This window comes from Paractinoplanes lichenicola, assembly GCF_016785085.1.
In the GTDB taxonomy this organism is placed as follows: Bacteria; Actinomycetota; Actinomycetes; order Mycobacteriales; family Micromonosporaceae; genus Actinoplanes; species Actinoplanes lichenicola.
Map to the genome: position 1 here is coordinate 17,944 of NZ_JAENHO010000002.1, position 25,785 is coordinate 43,728.

The window sequence follows — 25,785 nt, forward strand, 5'->3', positions numbered from 1 at the left end:
GGGCACCCCACGCGGTGTTACCGTGCTCATCCGTACCGGCAACACGGTTGGGGAGGAGCCATGGGCGCTAGCTCGGACGGCGTCCTCCCGAGCCAGCTCCGGGTGGCCTTCGAGCGGGGCGGCGAGATGGGCCGCCGGATGGCCGCGCTCGACTGGTCGGCCAGCCCGCTCGGGCCGCCGGCCGGATGGGCCCCCGAGCTGCGCAACGCGGTGGCGACGATGCTCGCCTCCCGGGCCCAGATGATCATCTTTTGGGGCCCGGAGTACTGCTCGCTCTACAACGACGCCTACATCGCCACGATGGGCACCAAGCACCCCGCCTTCCTGGGCCGGCCCGGTCACGAGATGTGGGCCGAGGCCTGGTCCGTGCTCGAGACCCTGTTCGACGGCGTGGTGGGCAGCGGCGAGGCGTTCTGGGCGGCCGACCACCCGTTCATGCTCGAGCGGCACGGCTTCCTCGAAGAGACCTACTTCGACATCTCGTACGATCCGATCCGCACCGCCGCGGGCACGGTCGACGGCATCTTCTGCATCGTCACCGACACCACCGGCCGGGTGCTGGGCGAACGACGGGTCGGCACGCTCAGCGCCCTGGGCTCACGCCTGGCCGGCTCACCCGATCAGGCGTCGCTGGCGGCCGAGGTGGCGGCGGTGTTCGCGGAGAACGCGGCCGACGTCCCGTACGCCGAGCTGATCCTCGACGACGACGCGGCCTCGGCGCATCCGCTCGTGCGGCGGGTGATCCAGACCGGTCGTCCGGCCTCGGCCGCCCTGTCCGAGCTGACCGGCGCGCCGTCCGCGGACGCCGACGAGGCGCTCGTGCTGCCGGTCACCGTCGGCATGGCCCGGGCCGGGGCGCTGGTGATCGGGGTGAGCCGCTTTCTGGCCCTGGGCGGGGGCTATCGCGACTTCCTCGAGCTGGCCGCCGCGCAGATCTCCCGGGCCGTGGGCAACCTGCGGGCGTACGAGCAGGAACGGGCCCGGGCCGTCGAGCTGGCCGCCCTCGACCGCGCCAAGACCAACTTCTTCTCGAACGTGAGTCACGAGTTCCGCACCCCGCTGACCCTGATCCTGGGCCCGCTCGAGGATCTGCTGGACGACCCGGAGCTGCCCGGCGAGCAGCGCGAGCGCCTGCAGCCCATGCGCCGCAACGCCCTGCGCCTGCTCAAGCTGGTCAACACGGTGCTCGACTTCTCGCGCCTGGAATCGGGGCGGCTGCGCGCGGCGTACCGGCCGACCGATCTGGCCGACTACACCGCGCGGCTGGCCAGCACGTTCCGCTCGGCCGCCGAGCGGGCCGGCCTCGAGCTGGTGGTGGACGCGCCGCCGCTGCCCGGCCCGGTGCACGTCGACCGCGAGATGTGGGAGAAGATCGTCCTCAACCTGCTCTCCAACGCGGTCAAGTTCACCCCGCACGGGCGCATCGAGGTGCGCATCCGGGCCGTCGACCGGGGCGCCGAGCTGATCGTGCGCGACACCGGCATCGGCATCCCGGCCGACCAGCTGCCGCTGTTGTTCGACCGCTTCCACCGGGTCACCGGCATCTGGTCGCGCAGCCACGAGGGCACCGGCATCGGCCTCGCCCTGGTGCGCGAGCTGGCCGAGCTGCACGGCGGGTCGGCCGGGGTCGAGAGCGAGCCCGGCGAGGGCAGCGTCTTCACCGTCACGGTCCCGTTCGGCACCGCGCATCTGCCGGCCGACCGGATCACCGAGGGCGGCGATCGCATCGTTCCCGAGATCGACGCCCGCCCGTACGTCGAGGAGGCCGAGCACTGGTGGGCCGGTGACCAGGCGTCCGGGCCGTTGCCCGGGCCCGCCCCGGCCGACCGGCCCCGCGGCCGCATCCTGCTCGTCGACGACAACGCCGACCTGCGCGACCATCTGAGCCGGCTGCTGCGCCCGTCGTGGGAGGTGACCACCGCGGTCGACGGCCGGGCCGCGCTCGAGCTGGCCGGCCGGGAGCAGTTCGACCTGGTGCTGACCGACGTGATGATGCCCCGGCTCGACGGGTTCGGCCTGATCGCGGCCCTGCGCGCCGGCGAGCGGACCCGGGACGTGCCGATCGTCGTGCTCTCGGCCCGGGCCGGCGAGGAGGCGTCCAGCGAGGGCCTCGCCGCCGGCGCCGACGACTACCTGGTCAAGCCGTTCTCGGCCCGCGACCTGACCGCCCGGGTGCGGGCCAACCTCGATCTCGGGCAGGCCCGCCGGCGGGTCCTCGACCGGCTGCGCGAGCTCGTCGACACGGCGGCCGCGGTCAACTCCGTACGCACCACGGCCGAGGTGCTCGACGTGGCCGCCCAGCACGTGCGCGACATGGCCTCGGCGGGCCGGGTGGTCGTCACCGTCCCCGGCGCGCGGGCCGAGGTGGACGCGGGGGCCGACCCGCTCTCGGCGCCCGACGTGGCGCTGCCGCTGACCGACACCTCCGGGGCGACCGTAGGCGAGCTGCGGGTCTGGGCGTCGCCGCAGGGCACCCCGGAACCGGCCGTGCTGGCCCAGCTGGCCCGGCTCATCGGGCTGCGGCTCGAAAATGCGCGGCTCTACGAGGCCGAGCACCGGATCGCGACCACGCTGCAGCACAGCCTGCTGCCGCAGTCGCTGCCCCAGCTGCCCGGGGCCGTCGTGGCCAGCCGCTACCTGCCCGGCAGCAGCGAGGCCGAGGTCGGCGGCGACTGGTACGACGTGATCGCCGCCCAGGACGAGCAGCTGTTCCTGGTGATCGGCGACGTGGTCGGCAAGGGCGTGCAGGCGGCGGCCGGCATGGGCCAGCTCCGCAACGCGCTCCGGGCGTACATCCTGGAGGGTTTCGACTGCGGCGACGCGCTGACCCGGCTCAACCGGCTCGTCGACAACCTCGGCCGGCGTCAGTTCGCGACAGTCGTGTGCGTCCGGTTCGACCCGCGGGAAGGCCGGCTCTACTATTCGTCGGCCGGGCACCCGCCGCCCGTCGTGGTGCCGCCGGGCGAGCTCGGCTCGTTCCTCTACAATTCGGCGCTCGGACCACCGATCGGGGCGCTCAGCGATGTCGACTATCCGACCCTCTCGGCCCCGATGCCGACCGGCGGGCGCCTGCTGCTCTACACCGACGGCCTGGTCGAGGACAGACGCACCGGGATCGACGCCGGGCTGGCCGAGTTGACCGCCGACGCCGCCAAGCCCGCCGAGAACGTGGAGGACCTGCTGGACACGCTGCTGGCCAAGGCGGCCAAACGGACCCGGCGCGACGACATCGCGCTGCTCGCGCTGGAGGCGACCGAGCCGCGCGAGTTCGTGCTGCGGCTGCCGGCCGAGCCGGCCCAGCTCAGCGTGGTGCGCCGCCGGCTCGACGAGTTCCTGACAGCGCACGCCGTGCCCGAGGCCGACGCGTTCGACCTGTCGGTGGCGGTGTCCGAGGCGGCGGCCAACGCGATCGAGCACCCGATCGAGCCGGCCGAGCCGTTCATCACCGTCGAGGCGTCGGTGGCCGAGGGGGCGGTGACCATCGTGGTGCGCGACAGCGGCAGCTGGCGGCCCAGCGAGTCGGGCGGGTTCCGCGGCCGCGGGCTGGCTCTGATCGGCGCGCTCTCGGAGCTGTCGGTGCTGCGCTCGCCGGAGGGCACGTCGGTGACGCTGCGGCGGCCCTTCAGCCCCTGAGCCACGGCTGCGTGGACAGCCCGCTGATCTCCAGCACCCGGCGCACCTGAGGCGAGGCCAGGACGGTCAGCCCCTCGCCGAACCGCTCGGCCAGCCGCAGCAGCGCGTGGATTGCCGCCGAGTCGAAGAAGGTGACGTTCCGCAGGTCGAGCGTGGCGGCCGCGGTGCCCTCCCGGGTGGCCGCCTCGAACATCGCGCCGGCGGTCGACATGTCGACCTCGCCGCCGATCGTGACGACGACCCGTCCCGACTCCACCACCGCCGAGGCCGTGAAGTTCTGGTCCGCCCGCTCTTGATCCACGCTGACACGATTGCACAGGGGCTCAGCACCGGCAAGAACCGCCCGTTCGGCCTCAACAGAGCCGTTATGGTGCGGCCGTCACCACACCTGCGGGGCCCGCGCCCGGCGATAGGCTGGGCCTATGACCGTTCGCGCCCCACTGGCGCCGGGAAAGCAATCGCCCTGGCGGGCGGTCCCGGCGCAGATCGTCCGCCCTGAGTACGTCGGGAAGAAGCGCCCGAAAGAGTGGCGCGGCTCGCACGTGCAGACCGCCGAGACCATCGACAAGATGCGGATCGCGGGGCGGCTGGCGGCGCAGGCCACCCAGCTCGCGGGGGAGCACTGCAAGCCCGGCGTCACCACCGACGAGATCGACCGGGTGGTGCACGAGTTCCTCTGCGACCACGGGGCCTACCCGTCCACCCTGGGCTACAAGGGCTTCCCCAAGTCGTGCTGCACGTCGCTCAACGAGGTCATCTGTCACGGCATCCCCGACTCGACCGTGCTCGAGGACGGCGACATCATCAACGTCGACGTCACCGCCTATCTCAACGGGGTGCACGGCGACACCGACGCCACCTTCTGCGTGGGCGAGACCAGCGAGGAGGCGCGGCTGCTGGTCGAGCGCACCCACGAGGCGATGATGCGGGGCATCAAGGCCGTCGCGCCGGGCCGCCCGATCAACGTCATCGGCCGGGTCATCGAGTCGTACGCGAAGCGCTTCGGCTACGGCGTGGTCCGCGACTTCACCGGTCACGGCATCGGCGAGACGTTCCACTCCGGGCTCTACATCCCGCACTACGACAACCCGCGCCTCGACACGGTGATGGAGCCGGGCATGACCTTCACCATCGAGCCGATGATCACCCTGGGCACCCACGAGTACGACATGTGGAAGGACGGCTGGACGGTCGTCACCAAGGACCGCAGGTGGACGGCCCAGTTCGAGCACACGCTGGTGGTCACCGACGAGGGCGCCGAGATTTTGACCCTGCCGTGACGCAGGTCGCCGAGCATCACCACGCCGACGTCTCCGGCGGCTGGTTGCGGGCGGCCACGTTCGGCGCCATGGACGGCCTGGTCACCAACATCGCGCTGATCGCCGGCGTGGGCGGTGGCGGGGCCGATCGTCCCACGCTCGTCCTCACCGGGGTGGCCGGCCTGGTCGCGGGCGCGATCTCGATGGCCATCGGCGAATACACCAGCGTCCGCACGCAGAACGAGCAGGTCGCGGCCGAGCTGGCCAAGGAGCTGCGCGAGCTGCGGCGCAACCCCGAGGGCGAGGCCGACGAGCTGGTCGCGATCTGGGTCGCCCGTGGGCTGCCCGAGCCGCTGGCCCGCGAGGTCGCCGACGTGCTCAAGCAGCATCCCGACCAGGCGCTGCGGGTGCACGCCCAGGAGGAGCTGGGGGTGGTGCCCGACGAGCTGCCCAGCCCGTGGACGGCGGCCGGGTCCTCGTTCGTGTGCTTCGCCGTGGGCGCGCTGATCCCGCTGCTCACCTATCTGCTGGGTTTCGACAGCTTGTGGCTCGCGCTGGCGGTCGGTGGGATCGGCCTGTTCGCGGCGGGCGCGGTGGTCGGCCGGTTCACGGCCCGTCCGTGGTGGCTCGGCGGCCTGCGGCAACTCGTCCTGGGGGCGCTGGCCGCCCTGGCCACGTACGGGATCGGGGTCCTGATCGGCGTCTGACTACTCGAACAGGTCCTTCAGCGTGCCGTCGACCGGGCGGCCCCGCGCGGTCAGGTCGTCGGCCTGCGCGTCCAGGATCTTGCTCAGCTCCTGCACGTCGGCGCCGGCCAGCCCGGTGCGCTTGACGGCGTCGGCCGGGTTGCGGAAATACGTGCGGCTGAGCAGCCCCGCGACCAGGGCGGCGTGCAGGCGGGCGTCGGCCATCATGACGAGCGCGGCGTCGGTGTCGTAATACTCGGCCAGCCGTACGGCCCGGCTGTGCGCGGCCGAGGCGAGCTCCCAGTTGTGCCGGGCCAGGCCGCTGAACTCGAGCGGCCGGGCCTCGGCCAGCCGGCCCAGGTGGGCGTCGCGGTGCCGGGCGAACAGGCCGCGCGGGTCGTGCAACGGGCGGCCGGTGACGAACCGCTCCGCCTCCAGCGGCCACCGCGGGGTCAGCTCGCGCGCCCGGCGCAGGCCCTCCTCGGCCGTCGTGACCTGCAGGTCGACCAGGATGCCGTCCACCTTGCGCAGGGCCGGCCGGGGCCCGGCGCCGCTCCGATAGGTGAGGACGACCAGGTTGACGTCGCTGCCGTCGTGGTCGTCGCCGTGCGCCAGCGACCCGTGCACGCCGATCGCCTCCACCTCGGCCGACCAGCGGCGCTCGATCATGTCGCGCAGCCGGGTGGCGAGGCGTCCTCGCGGCGACGTGAAGTCGATCTCGTCCTGCACCCCGTCATTCTCGGGCATCCATGCGTACGCGAAAGGTCTACAGCGCGTAGCTGGAGAAGGGACATCAACCCCTATTCGGGACGTCCCGGGAAGGGCAGGGTCACCGGGCTTACCGCGGCCAGCCGGCGCCAGCGGGTCGCCCGGACGGCGGCCTCGGTCATCGCGGCCAGTGCGGTGGTGCGGTCGGCGCCGGTGGTCGCGGGCAGCAGCGGCCGCCACGCCTGGGCCACGCCGTCCTCGACGTGGATGGCCAGCTTGAGGGCGCTCGCCCGGTCGGTCACCGCGAACGGCAGCGCGTAACCCGCGGGCGACGGCGCCGCACTGGCCCCGAGCTGGGCCAGCTTGGCCACGACGTAGTCGCGGCGGCCGCGGTGGGCCTGCTCGGCGGCGCGGGCCTCGGTCACGTCGCCCCGGCCGCCCAGATGCACCCCGAGCACCCCGTACGCATAGATGGCGGCCTCCTCGGCGGCCAGCGCGGCGCCCAGTTGCGGGCTCATTCTCGTCCCCCGCTCATCGCAGCGCCTCGGCGTGGGTGGCCCGGCAGGCGGCGATCGAGCCGACCAGGGCCGCCCGCTCGGCCGGGGCCGCCTGGCACGCCGCGACCGCGGACTTCTGCGCCGCCTGCTCGGCCGTGCGCAGCGTGGCGATCGTCTCGGCCGGGGCGCCGGTCGCCGCGCTCGCGCTCGGCCCGGCCGACGGCGGGGTCGCGCCGATCAGGCGGGCCAGCTCGGCCACGTGCGTGCGATGGTCGTCGGCCAGGGGAGTGAGCCGGGCGGCCAGGCCGGGCTGGAAGAGGATCGCCCGGTCGTAGGCCGCGGCCAGCGCCACCGCCTCGTCGAGCAGCGGCTGCAGCGGGTCGGGCGGCGCGGGCGGCGCCGGTTCGTCGTCGAAGAGCCCGCAGGCGCCCAGCGAGGCGGTCGCCAGGCCCGCCGCCGCGACCCCCAGCACGCGCCGGCGGCCATACCCCGTGATGCTCATCCGCACCGAGCCAGTCAACACTATGGAGTACGCGCCGTGACCTGCGGATGGCGCGGATTCGGTGCGGCGGCGAACCGGGCCCCCGCCGCGCGCGTTACGCTCTGTCCGAGCCGCGGGGCTTTCCAGCCCGGCGGCATACAGTCGTTTGTCCGATTTCAAGGAGAGGTCGAGCCCCGATGACGCAGCGTGGTCGCGCCGGCGCCCGGCCCGGTCAGGGTCCCGGGGCTCGCCGCCGCCGCGAGGACGAACAGCCCCGCGTGCCCGCCGCGCCCCGGATCGACCTGACCGCCGCCCGCGCCCGCGTGCGCGAGGTGATCGAGCCGGTCGTCGCCCAGACGGGTTACGACCTGGAGGACGTGGCCGTCGCGCGGGCCGGCCGCCGCCACGTGGTGCGCGTACTGGTCGACACCGACGGCGGCATCAGCCTCGACGACGTGGCGATCGTCGCCCGCGAGATCTCGAACGCGCTCGACACCGCCGACGAGAACGGCGGCGAGGTGCTCGCCGGCGAGTATCAGCTCGAGGTCGGCTCGCCCGGCGTCGACCGCCCGCTGACCCTGCCCCGGCACTGGCGGCGCAACCGCGGCCGGCTGGTCGCGGTCAACGGGCTGACCGGCCGGGTGGTCGACACCGACGACGCGGGCATCGTGCTCGACGTCGACGGCACGCCCCGCGAGCTGCGCTTCGACGAGCTCGGGCCGGGCAAGGTGCAGATCGAGTTCAAACGGCTGGACGAGGCCGACTTCGGCGACGAAGACGACGACGATGATGACGACGAAGGGGAGGGCGAGGAATGAACATCGACCTCGCGGCGCTGCGCGCCCTGGAGCGCGAGCGGGAGATCCCGTTCGACACGATTCTGGCGGCCATCGAGACGGCCCTGCTGACGGCCTACCGGCACACCGAGGGCGCGCAGAGCCACGCCCGCGTCGAGATCGACCGCAAGACCGGGGTCGCCTCGGTGCTGGCCCAGGAGCTCGACGAGGACGGCACCGTCGTGCGCGAGGTGGACGACACCCCGCACGACTTCGGCCGGATCGCCGCGATGACCGCCAAGCAGGTGATCCTCCAGCGGCTGCGTGAGGCCACCGACGAGCAGCACTTCGGTGAGTACGCGGGCCGCGACGGCGACCTGGTCACCGGCATCGTGCAGGCCGACGCCGCGCGGGCCGAGAAGGGCATCGTGATCGTCGACCTCGGCAAGATCGAGGCGGTGCTCCCGCAGTCCGAGCAGGTCCCCGGCGAGTCGTACGAGCACGGGTCGCGGATCCGGGCGATCGTTGTGCACGTGGCCAAGGGCTTCCGCGGCCCCCAGGTCACCCTCTCGCGATCGCACCCGGCCCTGGTCAAGAAGCTGTTCGCCCTCGAGGTGCCCGAGATCGCCGACGGCGTGGTCGAGATCGCCGCGATCGCGCGTGAGGCAGGTCACCGCACCAAGATCGCGGTCCACTCGACGGTCGCCGGCGTCAACGCCAAGGGCGCCTGCATCGGCCCGATGGGCCAGCGGGTCCGGGCCGTGATGAGCGAGCTGCACGGCGAGAAGATCGACATCATCGACTGGTCGGAGGATCCGGCCCAGTTCGTCGGCAACGCCCTCTCGCCGGCAAAGGCCCTGCGTGTCGAGGTGGTGGACGCCGCCACCCGGACGGCCCGGGTGACCGTGCCCGATTTCCAGCTGTCGCTGGCGATCGGCCGGGAGGGGCAGAACGCCCGGCTCGCCGCCCGCCTGACCGGGTGGCGGATCGACATCCGGCCGGACAACGAACCGACCGGCCCTTCCGACCGCTCAGCCCCGGCCGATCGTGATGCGGCCGAGGCGGGAAGCTGACCGGATACGCGTCCGGGACGCACGAGGAGTAGACTTTCACATGGTCGGCCCGACGCGTACCTGTGTCGGTTGTCGCAAGCGCGCGCCGGCCACCGATTTGATTCGGTTCGTCGCGGCCGGTTCCGGGGATGATCTCCGGCTCCAGCCCGATCCGAACCGCCGACTGCCGGGCCGGGGAGCGCATCTGCATCCTGATCCGGCTTGCTTCGCGCTGGCGGAGCGGCGCCGTGCCTTCGGGCGGGCGCTGCGTCTCCCCGGTGTTGCTGACACCGGAATGCTTGCCGAGCACATCCGGGTGGCCGTCACGCCACTCGGAACGACCGATGGCACGGCCGCCGTGGCCGAGTCACGACCCAGCAAGGTAGGACGACCCAGATGAGCACACGATGAAGTCCCTGAAATGAACAGGCTTCTAGTGCACGAGTGAGGTCGTTGCGGGTGCGCTCGCACGACCTCGAAGTGAGGAGTGCAGTGCCAGGAAAGGCCCGCGTACACGAGCTCGCGAAGGAGCTCGGGGTCGACAGCAAGACCGTTCTCGCCAAGCTCAAGGAGATGGGCGAGTTCGTCAAGTCCGCATCAAGCACGGTCGAGGCCCCGGTGGCCCGGCGGCTGCGTGGTGCCCTCGAGGCAGGTTCCGCCCCGGCGGCCCCGGCCCCGGCGGCGCCCAGTGCCCCCGCGCCCACCTCCGCCCGTCCGGTCCCGCCCAGCGTGCGGCCCCAGCCGCCGCGCAAGCCGGCTGCCCCGGCCGCGGGAGCGCCCAGCGCCCCCACGTCCCCGGCGCCGTCGCCCGGTTCCTTCGCGCGTCCCAAGCCGCCGGCCGGCCGTCCGGGCCCCACGCCCGGTCCGGTCGCCAAGCCGGCGAGCGCCCACGACATCGAGGTCGCGGCGGCCGAGGCTCGTGCCTCGGCGCTCAAGGCCGAGCAGGAGGCCGCGGTCAAGGCCGCACAGGCCGCCCGCACCCGCGACGCCGAGCGTCGCTCCCAGCAGCCGCCGTCCGACGGCGGCTCGCGTCCCCGCACTCCGGGCCCCGGCTCGGTCCCGCCGCGTCCGGGTTCCCCGGCCGCCGGTCGGCCCGCGGCTCCCGGTGCTCCGGGCAACGGCCCGCGTCCCGGCCCCGCCGGTGGCGCCCCGCGCCCGCCGCAGCGTGGTCCCGGTAACAACCCGTTCGGTGTGTCCGGCGGCGGTGGGTCCCGGCCCACGCCCAACGCGATGCCCCGGCCCAACCAGCCCGGCATGCCGCCGCGGCCGAGCCCGGCGTCGATGCCGCCGCGGCCCAGCCCCGCGTCCATGCCCGCGCAGCGCCCGGCCGGTCCCGGTCGTGGCGGTCCCGGCGGCGGCGCCGGTCGTCCCGGTGGTCCCGGCGGCGGCCGTGGCGGTCCCGGTGGTGGCGGCGGTGGCGGTGGCTACCGCGGCGGTCCCGGTGGCGGCGGCGGTGGCGGTGGCTACCGCGGCGGTCCCGGTGGCGGCGGCGGTGGCGGTGGCTACCGTGGTGGCCCCGGTGGCGGCGGCGCCGGTGGCGGCTTCCGTCCCGGTGGCGGCGGCGGTGCTCCGGCCGGTGCCGGTGCCCCGGGTCGTCCCGGTGGTGGCGGTCGTGGCCGTGGCGGCGGTGCCGCGGGTGCCTTCGGGCGTCCGGGTGGCCGGCCGACCCGCGGTCGCAAGTCGAAGAAGCAGCGGCGTCAAGAGTTCGACAACCTGTCGGCTCCGCAGATGAGCTCGGGCGCTCCGCGTGGTCAGGGCCAGGAGATCCGGCTCTCCCGCGGCGCGTCGCTCTCCGACTTCGCCGACAAGATCAACGCGAACCCCGGTTCGCTGGTCCAGGAGATGTTCAACCTGGGCGAGATGGTCACCGCGACGCAGTCCTGCTCGGACGACACGCTCCAGCTGCTCGGTGAGCACCTGGGCTTCGACGTGCAGATCGTCAGCCCCGAGGACGAGGACCGTGAGCTGCTCGCGCAGTTCAACATCAACCTCGACGCCGAGGTGGCCGAGGACAGGCTCGTCAGCCGTTCGCCGGTCGTGACCGTCATGGGTCACGTCGACCACGGTAAGACGAAGCTGCTCGACGCGATCCGCAAGACCAACGTGGTCGCCGGCGAGGCGGGTGGCATCACCCAGCACATCGGCGCCTACCAGGTGCACTACCCGCACAACGGCGAGGACCGCGCGGTCACCTTCCTCGACACCCCGGGTCACGAGGCGTTCACCGCCATGCGTGCCCGTGGTGCCCAGGTCACCGACATCGTGATCCTCGTGGTCGCGGCCGACGACGGCGTCATGCCGCAGACGGTCGAGGCGTTGAACCACGCCAAGGCGGCCGAGGTGCCGATCGTGGTCGCGGTCAACAAGGTCGACAAGCCCGACGCCAACCCCGAGAAGGTGCGTCAGCAGCTGGCCGACTACGGCCTGCTGGCCGAGGAGTACGGCGGCGACACGATGTTCGTGAACGTGGCCGCCAAGCCCGGGATCGGCATCGACGAGCTGCTCGAGGCCGTCCTGCTCACCGCCGACGCGTCGCTGGAGCTGACCGCTCCGGTCGACGGGCCGGCCCAGGGCGCCGTCGTCGAGTCCCACCTCGACAAGGGCCGCGGTGCGGTCGCGACGGTGCTGGTGCAGAAGGGCACGCTGCGGGCCGGCGACTCGATCGTGGCGGGCGGCGCGCACGGCCGCGTCCGCGCCATGCTCGACGAGAACGGCAACACCGTGGCCGAGGCCCTGCCGGCGCGTCCGGTGCTGGTACTCGGTCTGACCTCGGTGCCCGGCGCGGGTGACACCTTCCTGGCCGGCGAGGACGACCGCACGGTCCGGCAGATCGCGGAGCAGCGGCAGGCCCGCCGTCGCGCCGCGAGCTTCGCCAACTCGCAGACCAAGGCCACCCTCGAGACGCTCATGGAGCAGCTCAAGGAGGGCGAGAAGACCTCGCTCACCCTGGTCATCAAGGGCGACTCGTCCGGTTCGGTCGAGGCCCTCGAGGACGCGCTGTTCAAGATCGAGATTCCGGACGAGATCCAGCTCAAGGTCATCCACCGCGGCGTCGGTGCGATCACCGAGAGCGACGTGAACCTGGCGTCGGCTTCCTCGGAGGCCACCGCCACGATCATCGGCTTCAACGTCCGGGCCTCGAACAAGGTCAAGGAGATGGCCGACCGGGCGAACGTGGAGATCCGCTACTACAGCGTGATCTACCAGGCCATCGAGGAGATCGAGGCCGCGCTCAAGGGTCTGCTCAAGCCGGAGTACGAGGAGGTCGAGCAGGGCACGGCGGAGATCCGCGAGGTCTTCCGCTCGTCCAAGATCGGTCTCATCGCCGGCTGTCTGGTCCGGACGGGTCTCATCCGCCGCAACGCCAAGGCCCGCATCCTGCGGGAGGGCACCGTGGTGGCCGACAACGTCACGATCAGCTCGCTGCGCCGCTTCAAGGACGACGCCACCGAGGTCCGCGAGGGCTTCGAGTGTGGTCTGACGCTCAGCGGCTTCGGCACCCCGCAGGTCGGCGACGTGATCGAGACCTTCGAGATGCGCGAGAAGCCCCGCTCGTAAAGGGTCAGTAGCAACGGTCAAGGCCCCCAGTGCTTCGGCGCTGGGGGCCTTGCTGTCCAATGACTGCCATGTCCCGGTACGCCCTGCTGCTCGCGCCCTCCGCCAATCGCGTCTACGCCGATCAGGCCGCCCGCCTAGCCGTCGCCGAGCTGGCCGGGTTCGCGCCGGTGCTCGCCGGTGGCCTCGACGACATCGACGTCATCACGCTCGGCGGCGTCGAATATCTGGCCTTCACCGGCGACCTGACGGTTCGCGACGTCGCCTACCTGTCGAACCTCTCCGCGGCGTACGCGCTGTTCGAGCGGACCGACGACGATCACCTGCGGCCGGTGATGATGACCCCGCTGGCCCGGTACGACAGCGACCTCATCACGATCCCGAAATACGTGGGCAAGACCAACGAGCAGTTCACCAAGCTCGTGCTCAACCTGACGATCCTGGCCTCGGCGTCGGCCCCCAAGATGCTCGACGGCCACCTCACCGTGCTCGACCCGCTGTGCGGCCGCGGCACGACCCTCAACCAGGCGCTGATGTACGGCTACGACGGCGTCGGGGTCGAGCTGGACGGCAAGGACTTAGAGGCGTACAAGCTGTTCCTGCAGACCTGGCTCAAGCGCAAGCGCCTCAAACACACCGCCGACCTCGTTCCCGTACGGCGTCAGGGCCGCCGCGCCGCCCGCCGGCTCGAGGTGACGATGGCCGCCAGCAAGGACGACCACAAGGCCGGGGCCGTGCAGAAGCTCGTCGTGCTGCAGGCCGACACCACCCAGCTCGACGGCCTGCTGCGCGGGAACGTGGCCGACGTGCTGGTGGCCGACCTGCCGTACGGGGTGGCGCACGGCTCCTACGACGACGAGGGCGGCCTCTCCCGGCGCCCGCTCGACCTGCTGGAGCGCGCGGTGCCGCAGTGGCTGCCGCTGCTGCGCCCGGGCGGCGCGATCGGCCTGTCGTGGAACACCAAGGTCGCCAAGCGCGAGCTGGCCGAGGACATCCTGCAGGCGAACGGGCTGGAAATCGTGCCCCAGCTCCCCCTCGTGCACCGCGTGGACCAGGGCATCGAGCGTGATGTGGTGATCGCCCGCCGAAATTGAGCCGCGAACTGTCGCACCCCGGCAGTAACCTTCCCGCTGATGTATACCGAGACCGCAGTGTTCGACCTGCTGCTGCCCGGCGATTCACGATCGCTGAAGCAGAAGCGCTCCTACGTTCGCCCGATCCTCGCGATGCTGAAGAAATACGAGGTCAGCGCAGCCGAGGTGGGCTTTCACGACCTGCACGCCCGGGCCCAGCTCGGCGTGGCGGTGGTGGCCGCCGAGCCCGCACAGGCGCGGGCCGTCATCGACACCTGCGAGAACCAGGTGGCCGGTCGCCCCGAGGTCGAGTTGCTGTCGGTGAAGCGCCGGCTGTACGGCGACGACGACTGACTCAGACGTTCGGCCCGGCGGCCGCGTGGGTAGGCTTCAGCAGTTGGGCGGGGGCGGTTGCGAACCCGCGGGATCACAGTCGGAGGTGGGCGATATGTCGGACCCGGCCAAGACGCGTCGGCATGCCGAGCGCGTACGGGAACTGGTGGCGTCGCTGGTACGTGAGATCAAGGATCCCCGGCTCGGCATGGTGACCATCACGGACGCGCGGATCACCGGCGATCTGCGCGAGGCGACGGTCTATTACACGGTGCTCGGCGACACCACCGAGCAGGCGGGCACCCAGGCGGCGCTGGAGAGCGCCAAGGGCATGCTGCGCAGCCGCGTGGGCCACGCCCTGGGCCTGCGGCACTCGCCGAGCCTGGCGTTCGTGCTCGACAACGTGCAGGACCACGCCAAGGAGATGGAGGACCTGCTGGCCGAGGCGCGACAGCGCGACCAGGAGGTCCAGCGGCTGGCCGCGGGCAAGAAGTACGCCGGCGACCCCGACCCCTACAAGAGCGAGGACGACGAGGACGACGAGGACGCCACCGAGCGGGTGGGCGCCCGCGAGGACCAGAGTTGACCTCCTCCTCCGTGACGCGGCCCGGCGTTGAGCCGGGCCGCTCGTCTTCCGCGATCACCACGGCGGCGTGGGACGCGGCCGTCGCGGCGATCCGCGCGGTGCCCCTCGACGCCGAGGTGCAGCTGATCTGCCACGTGAACCCCGACGGCGACGCCCTCGGCAGCATGCTCGGGTTCGCCCTGGGCCTGCGCCGGCTGGGCTTCACCGGGCTGCGGGCCACGTTCCCCGGCGATTTCGACGTGCCGGAGCCGTATCGCGCGCTGCCCGGAGCCGAGCTGCTGGTGCCGGAGCCTCAGGCGTACGGGAAACCGCAGTTGATCTTGATCTTCGACGTGGCGGGCGAGTCGCGCCTGGGGGCCCTGGCCGGCCTGCTCGACGCGGGTATCCCGGCGATCGTGCTCGATCACCACGCCTCCAACACCGGCCTGGGCGACGTCACCCTGGTCGACCCGGCGGCCGTCGCGACCTCGGTGGTGGCCGACGAGCTGCTGACCAGGCTGGGGGTCGAGCTCGACGCCGAGATCGCCGAATGCCTGTACGTCGCGCTGGCCACCGACACCGGCTCGTTCAAGTTCGTCCGCAGCCCGTCGGTGCACGAGCTGGCGGCCCGCCTGATCGCCACCGGCATCAGCCCCGGCGACATCGCCCGGCGCATCTTCGACACCCGCCCCTTCGGGGCCATGAAGCTGGCCGGCGAGGTGCTGGGCCGCGCGATCCTCGACCCGGCGGCGGCCGGCGGGCGCGGCATGGTCTGGACGTATGCGACGACCGCCGACCTCGAACGGCACCACCAGCGGCCGTACGTGCTGGATTCGCTGATCGACCCCGTGCGCGGGGTGGCCGAGGCCGACGTGGCCGTGGTCGTCAAGGAGCTGACCGCGGGCGAGTGGTCGGTGTCGCTGCGCTCCAAGGGCGGCGTCGACGTCAGCGCGGTCGCGGTCGCCCTGGGCGGCGGCGGGCATCGGCTGGCGGCCGGCTTCACGGCGTACGGCACCCCCGACGACGTGATCGCTCAGATCGTGCCCCTGCTGGAGGCCAACCTCTCCTGATCCGTTGTTTGCCGGCGCGTCTCACTTCGGTGGGGCGCGCTTTTTCTTTCTGTCGGGTATCGGCTGCGTGTCTCGATTAGTGGGAACCACGCCTCAACAAGCGGAACTGAACGATAGTTTGGTGACCTGAACGGTGATTTGGTTTTGCGCGGCCGTGACCACAGCCCGCCGTGGAACCTCGAGCCACCCGGGTTCACCCATCCGGGTCGCGTCACCCAGCGCCAAGCGCCCGGCGATCCCGGGCCGGCCCCGATGTGACGCCCGCTCGACCGATCCCAGACAGCGTGCGCGTGGCCTCTCGTCACGCCCGCACCCACCGTGGAAGGACCACGATCATGGCTGCCAAGCCCAAGCCGCAGAACACCGACGAAGCCCGCGAGCAGGCCCGCCGCGCCCTGCAGACGTCGATGGACACTCGTCAGTAAGCACCTACTCGAATTGCAGTCCTTACGGACGGGCGGGCATCATGACTACCTATGAGCCCGTCTGCCCCTGAGGCGAGACCGCGGCCGGGTGTCTCCGCGCGCAAGATCGCCTCGCTCGCCCTGCCGGCCCTGGTCGTGCTGGCCGCCGAGCCGCTCTACGTGCTCGTCGACACCGCCGTCGTGGGTCACCTGGGCCCGGTGCCGCTCGCGGCCGTCGCCGTCAGCGGCTCCGTCATGTCGGTGGCCGCCTGGCTCGGCACGCTCATGTCCTACGGCACGACCGGTCGGGCCGCCCGTCGCTTCGGCGCCGGGGACAGGGCCGCCGCGGTCGCCGAGGGAGTGCAGGCGTCGTGGCTCGCGCTCGGCGTGGGTGTGCTGGTGGCCCTGCTCGCGCAACCGCTGGCCGGCCCGCTGGCCCGGGCCCTCTCCGGTGACCCCGAGGTCGCCGGCGCCGCCGCCGGCTGGTTGCGCATCGCCGCGCTGGGCGCCCCCGGGCTGCTGCTCGCCGCGGCCGGCAACGGCTGGATGCGCGGCGTGCAGGACACCCGCCGCCCGCTGATCTTCGTGCTGGGCGCGAACGTGCTCTCCGCGATCCTGTGCCCGGTGCTGGTCTATCCGGTCGGCTGGGGCCTGACCGGCTCCGCCGTCGCCAACGTGGTCGCGCAGACGATCTCCGGCTGCTTCTTCCTGTACGCCCTGGTCCGCGAGACCAAGCAGCTGCGCCCGAACCCGCAGATCATCCTGCTCCAGCTGCGCCTCGGGCGGGACCTGCTGATCCGCGGCGGCGCGTTCCAGGCCTGCTTCCTCTCGGCGACCGCGGTGGCGAGCCGGTTCGGCGTCGCATCCGTCGGCGCCCACCAGATCGGGCTGCAGCTCTGGTTCTTCAGCGCGCTCGCCCTCGACGCGGTCGCCATCGCGGCCCAGTCGCTGGTCGGGGCCGCGCTCGGCGGCGGCAGCGCGGAAGAGGCGACGGCCGTGGCCCGCAAGGTGACGATCGCGGGCGGGCTATCCGGGATCGCGGTCGCCCTGCTCGTGGCGGCCGGGGCGGGATCGATCCCGGGCTGGTTCACCCCCGACGAGGGCGTCCACGCCCAGGCCGCGATCATCTGGCCCTGGTTCATCGGGCTGATGCCGTTCGCCGGGGTGGTCTACGCGCTCGACGGCGTGCTGATCGGGGCCGGGGACGTCCGCTTCCTGCGCAACATCACCCTGGCCGCGGCCCTGCTGGGCTTCCTCCCGGCGATCTGGATCGCGTACTTCTTCGACCTCGGCCTGGGCGGGGTGTGGGCCGGGCTGGCGTTGCTGATCCTGATCCGCTTCGCCACGACGGTGTGGCGCTGGCGGTCGGGACGCTGGGCCGTCACCGGGGCGGCGCTCTGAACGCCTAGGGTGGGCCGGTGAATGCGGACGGACTCATCGTGGTGGACAAGCCGGCGGGGATGACCTCGCACGACGTGGTGGCGCGGATCCGGCGGCTGGCCAAGACCCGGCGCGTCGGCCACGGCGGCACGCTCGACCCGATGGCCACCGGCGTGCTGATCATCGGCGTGAACCGGGCGACGCGCCTGCTCACGTACGTGATCGGCTCGTCCAAGAGCTACGCCGCGACGATCCGCCTGGGCCAGTCGACGATCACCGACGACGCCGAGGGCGAGATCACGGCCACGTCCCCGGTCGACGGCGTCACCGACTCCGCGATCCGGGACGGGCTGGCCGGCCAGCGCGGCGAGATCGACCAGGTGCCCAGCGCCGTGAGCGCCATCAAGATCAATGGGCAGCGGGCGTACAAGCGGGTCCGCGAGGGCGAGGAGGTGTCGATCCCGGCCCGCCGGGTGACGATCTCGCAACTCGACGTGCTGGAGATCCGGCGCGATGCCGGCTTCGTCGACGTGGACATCCAGGTGACCTGCTCGTCGGGCACCTACATCCGCGCGATCGCCCGCGACCTGGGCACGCTGCTGGGCGTGGGCGGTCATCTGACGGCCCTCCGCCGTACGGCCGTGGGGGGTTTGACCTTGGAGTCGGCGCGGACGCTCCCGCAGCTCGAGGAGGTGGCGCCCGACGTGGTCACGCTGCCTGTGGCTGCGGCGGCTCGGCAGGCGTTTCCGCAGCGGGAAGCCACCGAGGAGGAGGCGCGGGTGCTCAGCCATGGGGGGCCGCTCGCGGCGGTCGGGATCTCGGGGCCGTACGCGGTGTTCTCGCCGTCGGGGGAGGTGCTGGCCATCGTGTCGGAGCGCGAGGGGCGGGCGCGGGCGGAGATTGTGCTGGCCCCGGCCTGAGAACACGAGGGGCGGGCGCTGGGAGCGCGAGGGCGGCCACGGGGAGCGCTAGGGCGGCCACGGGGAGCGCTAGGGCGGCCGCTGGGAGCGCGTGTCGCAGGCGCGGGCGCGGGCGCGGGCGGAGATCGTGCTGGGCCCCGGCCTGAGATCAGGAGGGCCAGCCGCTGTGGACAACTCGGATCGGCGCTCGAGCCGCCTGTGGACAACTCAGCCCGCAAGCTTGACAGCGGCGTAGTCTCCACCCGGTCCCCGTGGTGGGCGGGGGTTTGGGATGGCGGGACCGGCTGCGGAAACCGACAAATCGCCCACCGAAAGCGGGTGCGGGGCGACCTATACGCTGTCCCGGGAGCGAGGCTGACCGGAGGCGCGAGACATGCAGCGGTGGCGGGGGTTCGAGGCTGTGCCCGGCGGGTGGGGGCGCTCGGTCGTCACGATCGGGGTCTTCGACGGGGTGCACCGCGGCCACCAGGCGATCATCGGGCACGCCGTGAAGCGGGCCCGTGATCTGGGGCTGCAGTCAGTCGTGGTCACCTTCGACCCGCATCCGGCCGAGGTGGTGCGGCCGGGGTCGCATCCGGCCGTGCTGACCGAGCCGGTGCGCAAGGCCGAGCTGATGGAGCAGCTGGGGGTCGACGCGCTCTGCGTGGTCCCCTTCACCCCGGCGTTCTCGCGGCTCAGCCCCGACGCGTTCGGGCATGACGTGCTGGTCGAGGCGCTGCACGCGGCCGTCGTCGTGGTGGGTGACAATTTCCGGTTCGGGCACAAGGCGGCCGGTGACGTGACCGAGCTCGAGCGGCTGGGGGTGCAGTTCGGCTTCACGGTCGAGGATGCGCCGCTGGTCACCGAGGACGGGCTGGTCTTCTCGTCGACCTACATCCGCAGCTGTGTCGACGCCGGTGACGTGCGCGCGGCCGCCTCGGCGCTGGGCCGGCCGCACCGGCTGGCCGGGGTCGTCGTGCGGGGCGATCAGCGGGGGCGCGAGCTCGGCTTCCCGACGGCCAACCTGATGGTGCACCGCTACGCGGCAGTGCCGGCCGACGGCGTCTACGCGGCCTGGCTGATCCGCGGGGGCGAGCACGCCGCCCGGCTGCCCGCGAGCGTGTCGATCGGCACAAACCCCACGTTCTCGGGCCGCGAGCGCCGGGTCGAGGCGTACGTGCTCGATTTCGCCGGCGACCTGTACGGCGAGCGCGTGAGCCTCGACTTCGTGGCCCACCTGCGCGAACAACGCACGTACGACGCCATCGAGCCGCTGGTGGCCCAGATCAACGCCGACGTCGAAGAGACCCGCGCGCTGCTTCGATAGCACCCTGGTAGGGTTGAGGAGACGCTGGATGTCCAGCGACCGGTCCCGCCTGCCTGCCCGACGCCGCGGGCCGCGGAGAAACCGCTTCTCACCGGCAACACAGAATTACGGAGAACATGGCGCTCGATCAAGAGACCAAGACCAAGATCATCGACGAGTACAAGGCGAAGGACGGCGACACCGGGTCGCCCGAGGTCCAGGTCGCGATGCTTACCAAGCGGATCGCCGACCTGACCGAGCACCTCAAGACCCACAAGCACGACCACCACAGCCGTCGTGGTCTGCTGCTGCTGGTCGGCCGCCGCCGCCGCCTGCTCAACTACGTGCAGAAGAAGGACATCGCGCGCTACCGGACGCTGATCGAGCGTCTCGGCCTGCGCCGCTGATTCGACGGGGGAGTGGCCGACCTGGCCGCTCCCCCGAGCTTTAACCCACGGACCCGCGCGGTGATGCAGAGGCGAGCCACCGGTCCTCGGTAGTGGTTCCCAGGCGACAATCCTGGGCACTTCGATCGAAGACCGGCAGCCTAGAACCGCGATGTGCAGACCGCCGGGTCCTCGACGAAGGAGTACCGCACCACATGACAGAGCAGAACACCGCTCTCGGCACCGAGTTCCGCACCGCCGTCATCGACAACGGGTCGTTCGGCACTCGCGAGATCACGTTCTCCACCGGCCGCCTCGCCAAGCAGGCCGCCGGCTCGGTCATCGTCCAGCTGGGCGAGACCGTCGTCCTCTCCGCGACCACGGCCAGCAAGCAGCCGAAGGAGCACTTCGACTTCTTCCCGCTGACCGTCGACGTCGAGGAGCGGATGTATGCCGCGGGTCGCATCCCCGGCTCGTTCTTCCGCCGTGAGGGCCGGCCGAGCGAGGACGCGATCCTCACCTGCCGCCTGATCGACCGTCCGCTGCGCCCGTCGTTCACCAAGGGCCTGCGCAACGAGGTCCAGGTCGTCGAGACCGTCCTCGCGCTCGACCCGGCCCACCCGTACGACGTGGTCGCCATGAACGGCGCGTCGATGTCGACCAAGCTGTCCGGCCTGCCGTTCAGCGGCCCGATCGGCTCGACCCGCGTCGCCCACATCGACGGCCAGTGGGTCGCCTTCCCGACTATCGAGGAGCTCGAGCGGGCCACCTTCGACATGGTCGTCGCGGGCCGCACGCTGGAGGACGGCGACGTCGCGATCATGATGGTCGAGGCCGAGGCCACCCCGAACGCGGTCAAGCTGATCGCGGCCGGCGCCACCGCCCCGACCGAGGAGGTCGTGGCGAGCGGTCTCGAGGCCGCCAAGCCCGCCATCCGCGAGCTCTGCCGCGCGCAGAGCGAGCTGGCCGAGGTCGCCTCGAAGCCGGCCGTCGAGTTCCCGGTCTTCCTGGAATACCAGGACGACGTCTACTCGGCCGTCACCGAGGCCGTCCGGGCCGAGACCGCCGAGGCCCTCAAGATCGCTGCCAAGCAGGAGCGCGAGGAGGCCCTCGACCTGGTCAAGGCCAAGGCGCACGAGCTGCTCGACGAGCGCTTCGAGGGTCGCGAGAAGGAGATCAGCGCCGCCTTCCGCTCGGTCACCAAGAGCGAGGTGCGCCAGCGGGTGCTGCGCGAGCAGGTCCGCATCGACGGCCGCGGCCCGCGCGACATCCGGCCGCTGACCGCGCAGATCGGCGTGCTGCCCCGCGTGCACGGCTCGGCCCTCTTCGAGCGTGGCGAGACCCAGATCCTGGGCGTCAGCACGCTGAACATGCTGCGCATGGAGCAGGCGCTCGACACCCTGGCGCCCGAGAAGTCCAAGCGCTACATGCACAACTACAACTTCCCGCCCTACTCGACCGGTGAGACCGGCCGGGTGGGCTCGCCGAAGCGCCGCGAGATCGGTCACGGCGCGCTGGCCGAGCGGGCCCTGGTGCCCGTGCTGCCGTCGCGCGAGGAATTCCCGTACGCGATCCGTCAGGTCTCCGAGGCGCTGGGCTCCAACGGCTCGACGTCGATGGGCTCGGTCTGCGCCTCGACGCTGTCGCTGCTGAGCGCCGGTGTGCCGCTGAAGGCGCCGGTCGCCGGCATCGCGATGGGCCTGATCTCGGACGAGGTCGACGGCAAGACGCAGTACGTCGCGCTGACCGACATCCTGGGCGCGGAGGACGCGTTCGGCGACATGGACTTCAAGGTCGCCGGCACCAGCGAGTTCGTCACCGCCCTGCAGCTAGACACCAAGCTCGACGGCATCCCGTCGGACGTGCTGGCCGGTGCCCTGCAGCAGGCGCACGACGCTCGCGCCACGATCCTGGGCGTGATGGAGGCGGCGATCAGCTCGCCGGCCGAGATGTCGGAGTACGCGCCGCGCGTCACCTCCGTCAAGATCCCGGTCGACAAGATCGGCATGGTGATCGGCCCCAAGGGTCAGACGATCAACGCGATCCAGGACGAGACCGGCGCCGACATCTCGATCGAGGACGACGGCACGATCTACGTCGGCGCCACCAACGGCCCGTCGGCCGAGGCCGCGGTCGAGCGGATCAACGCGATCGCCAACCCGACGCTGCCCAAGGTCGGCGACAAGTTCCTCGGCACGGTGGTCAAGACGGCCGCGTTCGGCGCGTTCATCTCGCTGCTGCCCGGCCGCGACGGCCTGCTGCACATCAGCAAGGTCGGCGACGGCAAGCGGGTCGAGAAGGTCGAGGACTTCCTCAACGTCGGCGACAAGGTCGAGGTGTCCATCGCGGACATCGACGCCCGCGGCAAGATCTACCTCGACAAGGTTCGCCCCGAGGGCGCCGAGGCTCCGGCCGCCGCGCCGGCCGAGGGCTCCGAGGGTGGCCGCCCGCCGCGCGAGCCGCGGGGTGACCGTGGCGAGGGTGGTGGCGAGCCCCGCCGTCGCCGGTCCCGCCCGAGCGGTGACCGCGGTGGCGACCGTGGCGAGCGTCGCGACTAATCACCGGTGACAACGAGTAACCGCGGGTCGGCTGCCAAGCCGGCCCGCGTTTCTACCAAGAACCTCGCGGACGGCGCGAAGCGCACCACGCTGCCCAGCGGCCTGCGCATCGTCACCGAGGCGATCCCGACCACCCGCAGCGCCGCCCTCGGCGTCTGGGTGGGCATCGGGTCGCGCGACGAGACGCCCGGCATGTCCGGCGCCTCCCACTTCCTCGAGCACCTGCTCTTCAAGGGCACGCACAAGCGCACCGCGCTGCAGATCTCGTCCGAGATCGAGGCCGTGGGCGGCGAGACCAACGCCTTCACCACGAAGGAATACACCTGCTACTACGCGCGGGTGCTCGACGCCGACCTGCCGCTCGCGGTGGACGTGCTGGTCGACGCCGTGGCCGATTCGATCATGAACCCGGCCGACGTCGAGACCGAGCGCGGCGTGATCCTCGAAGAGATCGCGATGCACGAGGACGAGCCCGGTGACGAGGTGCACGACGTCTTCACCGAGGCGATCTTCGGCGATCACCCGCTGGGTCGGCTGATCTCGGGCACCGAGAAATCGATCACCCCGATGACCCGCAACCAGATCCACGGGTTCTACCGGCGGCGCTACACCGCCCCGAACATCGTGATCGCGGCCGCGGGCAACCTCGACCACGCCACTGTCGTGCGGCTCGTCCGCAAGGCCCTGGCCGGCACGGCGCTCGACTCCGCCCCGGCGGACCCGGCCGGCCCCCGTACGGGAGCCAAGCGCGTGCCGACCCAGAAGCCGCACACGGTCGTGCGCAACCGCGACACCGAGCAGGGCCACCTGGTGCTGGGCGGGGTCGGCATCGGCCGCCGCGACGAGCGCCGTTTCGCCCTGGGCGTGCTCAACAACGTGCTCGGCGGCGGCATGTCGAGCCGGCTGTTCCAGGAGATCCGCGAGAAGCGGGGCCTGGCCTACTCGGTCTACTCGTACGCGAGCCAGTACGCGGATGCCGGCCTGTTCGGCGTGTACGCGGGCTGTGCGCCCGGCAAGGTCGACGAGGTCCTCGACCTCACCCGCGCCGAGCTCGAACGGGTGGCGGCCAAGGGCATCGACGCCGACGAGATCGCCCGGGGCAAGGGCATGGTCAAGGGCTCGTACGTGCTGGGCCTGGAGGACACCGGGTCGCGGATGAGCCGCCTGGCCAAGTCCGAGCTGCTCCACGGCGATCTCATGTCGGTGGATGAGCTGCTGGGCCGGGTCGACGCGGTGACCTTGGACGAGGTCAACGAGATCGCGGCCCAGCTGCTGGCGCAGCCGATGTCGCTGGCCGTGGTCGGGCCCTTCGACGAATCCGCGTTCGGCACGCACCGCTAACCTTGGACCCCGTGACGACGCTGGAGACCCCGCCGCCGCCCACCCCTGCCATCACCCCCGATCAGCGGAAACGCCGGATCATCGGGATGGCGGTGTGGGCGGCGGCCTTCGCGGTGTTCGTGTGGCTGGTCGGCGTGCCGACGAGCGACCCGCTCACCGCCTTCGGCTGGCTGTGGCTGGCCACGATCGCCTGGCGCAACTATCTGCCCTGGCGCGAGCACCTGCTGTTCCTGCGCGACTGGGGCCCGGTCGTGGTGCTCCTGATCGGCTACAACGTCTCCCGGGGCGCCGCCGACAAGCTGTTCGACCCGCACGTGACGCCGCTGATCGACGCCGACGTGTGGATGTTCGGGTGGCTCACCGACGGCAAGGTCCCCACGGTCTGGCTTCAGGAGCACCTGTACGACCCCAACCACGTGCCCTGGTGGGAGGTGGTGACGACGGTCGTCTACATCTCGCACTTCCTCACCGTGCCGACCGTCGCCGTGGTGCTGTGGGTGGCCAGCCGGCAACTGTCGTACCGCTTCATCCGCCGCTGGATCACGCTGAGCGTGGCCGGGCTGATCACCTATTTCCTCTACCCCGCGGCCCCGCCGTGGTGGGCCTCGCAGTACGGCTACCTGACCGACGAGGTGGCCCGGTTCTCGTCGCGCGGCCTCGACGTGATCGGCCTGCACGGCGCCGGCAACACCCTCAACGCCCTGCAGGTGCACCAGTCCAACCCGGTCGCCGCGATGCCGTCCCTGCACACCGCGTACGCGATGATGGCCGTCGCCTTCTTCCTGCCGATGGTGCGCCGGCGATGGTGGCCACTGCTGTTCGCCTACCCCCTGGCGATGACGTTCACGCTGGTCTACACCGGCGAGCACTACATCATCGACGTGCTGGTGGGCTGGCTGTACGTCGCCGGGACGTTCGCGCTCGTCAGCCTGGCCGAGCGCTGGTGGGCCCGCCGGAAGGCTGCGATAAGTTACTCGGGTGACTCAGCAACCTGATTCGATCCGCATCGGCGTTCTCGGTGCCCGGGGCCGCATGGGCCTCGAGGTGTGCAAGGCGGTCGACGGCGCGAGCGACATGGAGCTCGTAGCCATGATCGATCAGGGTGACGAGCTGTTCCAGGCGTCCGACGCCGGCGCCCAGGTGTTCGTCGACTTCACCACGCCCGACGTCGTAATGGACAACCTGCGCTGGGCGATCGACCAGGGCATCAGCATGGTCGTCGGCACCACCGGGTTCACCGAGGAGCGGCTCGAGCAGGTGCGCGGCTGGCTCGCCGCCAAGCCCGAGGTCGGCGTGCTCATCGCCCCCAACTTCGGGCTCGGCGCGGTGCTGATGATGCAGTTCGCGGCGCGGGCCGCCCGCTATTTCGAGTCCGTCGAGGTGATCGAGCAGCATCACCCCCGCAAGCTCGACGCGCCCAGCGGCACGTCGACGCACACGGCCAAGCTGATTGCGGCGGCTAGGGCCGAGGCCGGCGTGGGCCCGATGCCCGACGCGACCAAGGAGGAGGTCGACGGGGCGCGGGGCGCCGACATCGACGGCGTGCGCGTTCATTCCGTACGGGCCTCGGGTCTGGTCGCCCACCAGGAGGTGCTGTTCGGGTCGCTCGGCGAGACGCTGACGATCCGCCACGACTCCCTCGACCGGGTGTCCTTCATGCCCGGCGTCCTGCTTGGCGTCCGCAAGATCGCCCAACACCCGGGCCTGACCGTCGGCCTGGACAGTTTTTTGGATTGATTGAGCTAGCTGGCTGAGTTTGCTGGCCTTCGCTGCCGCTCGGCGAGAATTTCGCCCCGGGGGGCCGATGACTTGGACACCGAAAA

23 protein-coding genes are annotated in these 25,785 nt (G+C 71.8%); 19 read left to right on the forward strand and 4 right to left on the reverse strand.

The window, feature by feature from the left end:
• Positions 1–60 precede the first annotated feature (60 nt).
• Positions 61–3,633, forward strand: coding sequence for a SpoIIE family protein phosphatase (locus JKJ07_RS04635; protein ID WP_236028420.1), 3,573 nt, complete (start codon positions 61–63; stop codon positions 3,631–3,633).
• On the opposite strand, the gene JKJ07_RS04640 is transcribed toward JKJ07_RS04635, so the two are convergent.
• Positions 3,623–3,934, reverse strand: coding sequence for an STAS domain-containing protein (locus JKJ07_RS04640; protein WP_202989994.1), 312 nt, complete (start codon positions 3,932–3,934; stop codon positions 3,623–3,625). The two genes, JKJ07_RS04635 and JKJ07_RS04640, sit on opposite strands and share 11 nt — an antisense overlap.
• Before the next feature lie 121 nt (positions 3,935–4,055).
• Here JKJ07_RS04640 and map point away from each other — a divergent pair, with 121 nt between their 5' ends.
• Entirely contained in the window at positions 4,056–4,913 is an 858-nt protein-coding gene (gene map / locus JKJ07_RS04645) for a type I methionyl aminopeptidase (RefSeq protein WP_202989995.1), read from the forward strand.
• A complete protein-coding gene (locus tag JKJ07_RS04650; RefSeq protein WP_202989996.1) occupies positions 4,910–5,599 on the forward strand; it encodes a VIT1/CCC1 transporter family protein in 690 nt (229 codons plus the stop codon). Before map ends, JKJ07_RS04650 begins: the two co-directional genes overlap by 4 nt.
• Here JKJ07_RS04650 and JKJ07_RS04655 read toward each other — a convergent pair whose 3' ends face one another.
• From JKJ07_RS04655 to JKJ07_RS04665, 3 genes are read right to left on the reverse strand one after another with little or no spacing between them, the layout of a single operon-like run.
• Entirely contained in the window at positions 5,600–6,325 is a 726-nt protein-coding gene (locus JKJ07_RS04655; RefSeq protein ID WP_202989997.1) for a nucleotidyltransferase domain-containing protein, read from the reverse strand.
• A 53-nt stretch (positions 6,326–6,378) separates the two neighbouring features.
• Positions 6,379–6,804, reverse strand: a complete 426-nt coding sequence (locus JKJ07_RS04660) for a ferritin-like domain-containing protein (RefSeq protein ID WP_202989998.1) — start codon at positions 6,802–6,804, stop codon at positions 6,379–6,381.
• A gap of 13 nt (positions 6,805–6,817) precedes the next feature.
• Complete coding sequence (locus tag JKJ07_RS04665; RefSeq protein WP_202990755.1) at positions 6,818–7,285, reverse strand: hypothetical protein; 468 nt, start codon at positions 7,283–7,285, stop codon at positions 6,818–6,820.
• 176 nt (positions 7,286–7,461) lie between these two features.
• Here JKJ07_RS04665 and rimP point away from each other — a divergent pair, with 176 nt between their 5' ends.
• From rimP to dapB, 16 genes are all read left to right on the forward strand, one after another.
• Positions 7,462–8,082 carry a ribosome maturation factor RimP gene (gene rimP / locus JKJ07_RS04670; protein WP_202989999.1) on the forward strand — a complete coding sequence of 207 codons (621 nt, stop codon included), beginning with the start codon at positions 7,462–7,464 and terminating at the stop codon, positions 8,080–8,082.
• A complete protein-coding gene (gene nusA, locus JKJ07_RS04675) occupies positions 8,079–9,113 on the forward strand; it encodes a transcription termination factor NusA (protein ID WP_202990000.1) in 1,035 nt (344 codons plus the stop codon). The genes rimP and nusA overlap by 4 nt, the downstream gene beginning before the upstream one ends.
• Before the next feature lie 40 nt (positions 9,114–9,153).
• A complete protein-coding gene (locus JKJ07_RS04680) occupies positions 9,154–9,492 on the forward strand; it encodes a YlxR family protein (RefSeq protein ID WP_202990001.1) in 339 nt (112 codons plus the stop codon).
• Positions 9,493–9,584: 92 nt separating this feature from the next.
• A complete protein-coding gene (gene infB, locus JKJ07_RS04685) occupies positions 9,585–12,650 on the forward strand; it encodes a translation initiation factor IF-2 (protein WP_202990002.1) in 3,066 nt (1,021 codons plus the stop codon).
• Positions 12,651–12,718: 68 nt separating this feature from the next.
• Positions 12,719–13,741 (forward strand): TRM11 family SAM-dependent methyltransferase, encoded by a 1,023-nt coding sequence (locus JKJ07_RS04690; protein ID WP_202990003.1) that lies wholly within the window; start codon positions 12,719–12,721, stop codon positions 13,739–13,741.
• Positions 13,742–13,780: 39 nt separating this feature from the next.
• Positions 13,781–14,074 (forward strand): DUF503 domain-containing protein, encoded by a 294-nt coding sequence (locus JKJ07_RS04695; protein ID WP_202990004.1) that lies wholly within the window; start codon positions 13,781–13,783, stop codon positions 14,072–14,074.
• A 94-nt stretch (positions 14,075–14,168) separates the two neighbouring features.
• Positions 14,169–14,639, forward strand: coding sequence for a 30S ribosome-binding factor RbfA (gene rbfA / locus JKJ07_RS04700; RefSeq protein WP_202990005.1), 471 nt, complete (start codon positions 14,169–14,171; stop codon positions 14,637–14,639).
• 11 nt (positions 14,640–14,650) lie between these two features.
• Positions 14,651–15,688 carry a DHH family phosphoesterase gene (locus JKJ07_RS04705; protein WP_438871370.1) on the forward strand — a complete coding sequence of 346 codons (1,038 nt, stop codon included), beginning with the start codon at positions 14,651–14,653 and terminating at the stop codon, positions 15,686–15,688.
• A 476-nt stretch (positions 15,689–16,164) separates the two neighbouring features.
• The gene (locus tag JKJ07_RS04710) at positions 16,165–17,493 is read left to right on the forward strand and encodes an MATE family efflux transporter (protein WP_202990006.1); all 1,329 of its coding nucleotides are present in this window, start codon (positions 16,165–16,167) and stop codon (positions 17,491–17,493) included.
• Between the two features lie 59 nt (positions 17,494–17,552).
• Positions 17,553–18,392: a tRNA pseudouridine(55) synthase TruB gene (truB, locus tag JKJ07_RS04715; protein ID WP_236028487.1), complete on the forward strand. Its 840-nt coding sequence runs from the start codon at positions 17,553–17,555 to the stop codon at positions 18,390–18,392.
• A gap of 373 nt (positions 18,393–18,765) precedes the next feature.
• Positions 18,766–19,698: a bifunctional riboflavin kinase/FAD synthetase gene (locus JKJ07_RS04720; protein ID WP_202990008.1), complete on the forward strand. Its 933-nt coding sequence runs from the start codon at positions 18,766–18,768 to the stop codon at positions 19,696–19,698.
• Between the two features lie 116 nt (positions 19,699–19,814).
• The gene (gene rpsO / locus JKJ07_RS04725; protein WP_202990009.1) at positions 19,815–20,084 is read left to right on the forward strand and encodes a 30S ribosomal protein S15; all 270 of its coding nucleotides are present in this window, start codon (positions 19,815–19,817) and stop codon (positions 20,082–20,084) included.
• Positions 20,085–20,278: 194 nt separating this feature from the next.
• Positions 20,279–22,621: a polyribonucleotide nucleotidyltransferase gene (locus tag JKJ07_RS04730; RefSeq protein ID WP_202990010.1), complete on the forward strand. Its 2,343-nt coding sequence runs from the start codon at positions 20,279–20,281 to the stop codon at positions 22,619–22,621.
• Positions 22,622–22,627: 6 nt separating this feature from the next.
• Positions 22,628–23,962 (forward strand): M16 family metallopeptidase, encoded by a 1,335-nt coding sequence (locus tag JKJ07_RS04735; RefSeq protein ID WP_202990011.1) that lies wholly within the window; start codon positions 22,628–22,630, stop codon positions 23,960–23,962.
• Positions 23,963–24,048: 86 nt separating this feature from the next.
• Entirely contained in the window at positions 24,049–24,957 is a 909-nt protein-coding gene (locus JKJ07_RS04740) for a phosphatase PAP2 family protein (protein ID WP_202990757.1), read from the forward strand.
• A complete protein-coding gene (gene dapB, locus JKJ07_RS04745) occupies positions 24,941–25,699 on the forward strand; it encodes a 4-hydroxy-tetrahydrodipicolinate reductase (protein ID WP_202990012.1) in 759 nt (252 codons plus the stop codon). Before JKJ07_RS04740 ends, dapB begins: the two co-directional genes overlap by 17 nt.
• Positions 25,700–25,785: the final 86 nt, after the last annotated feature.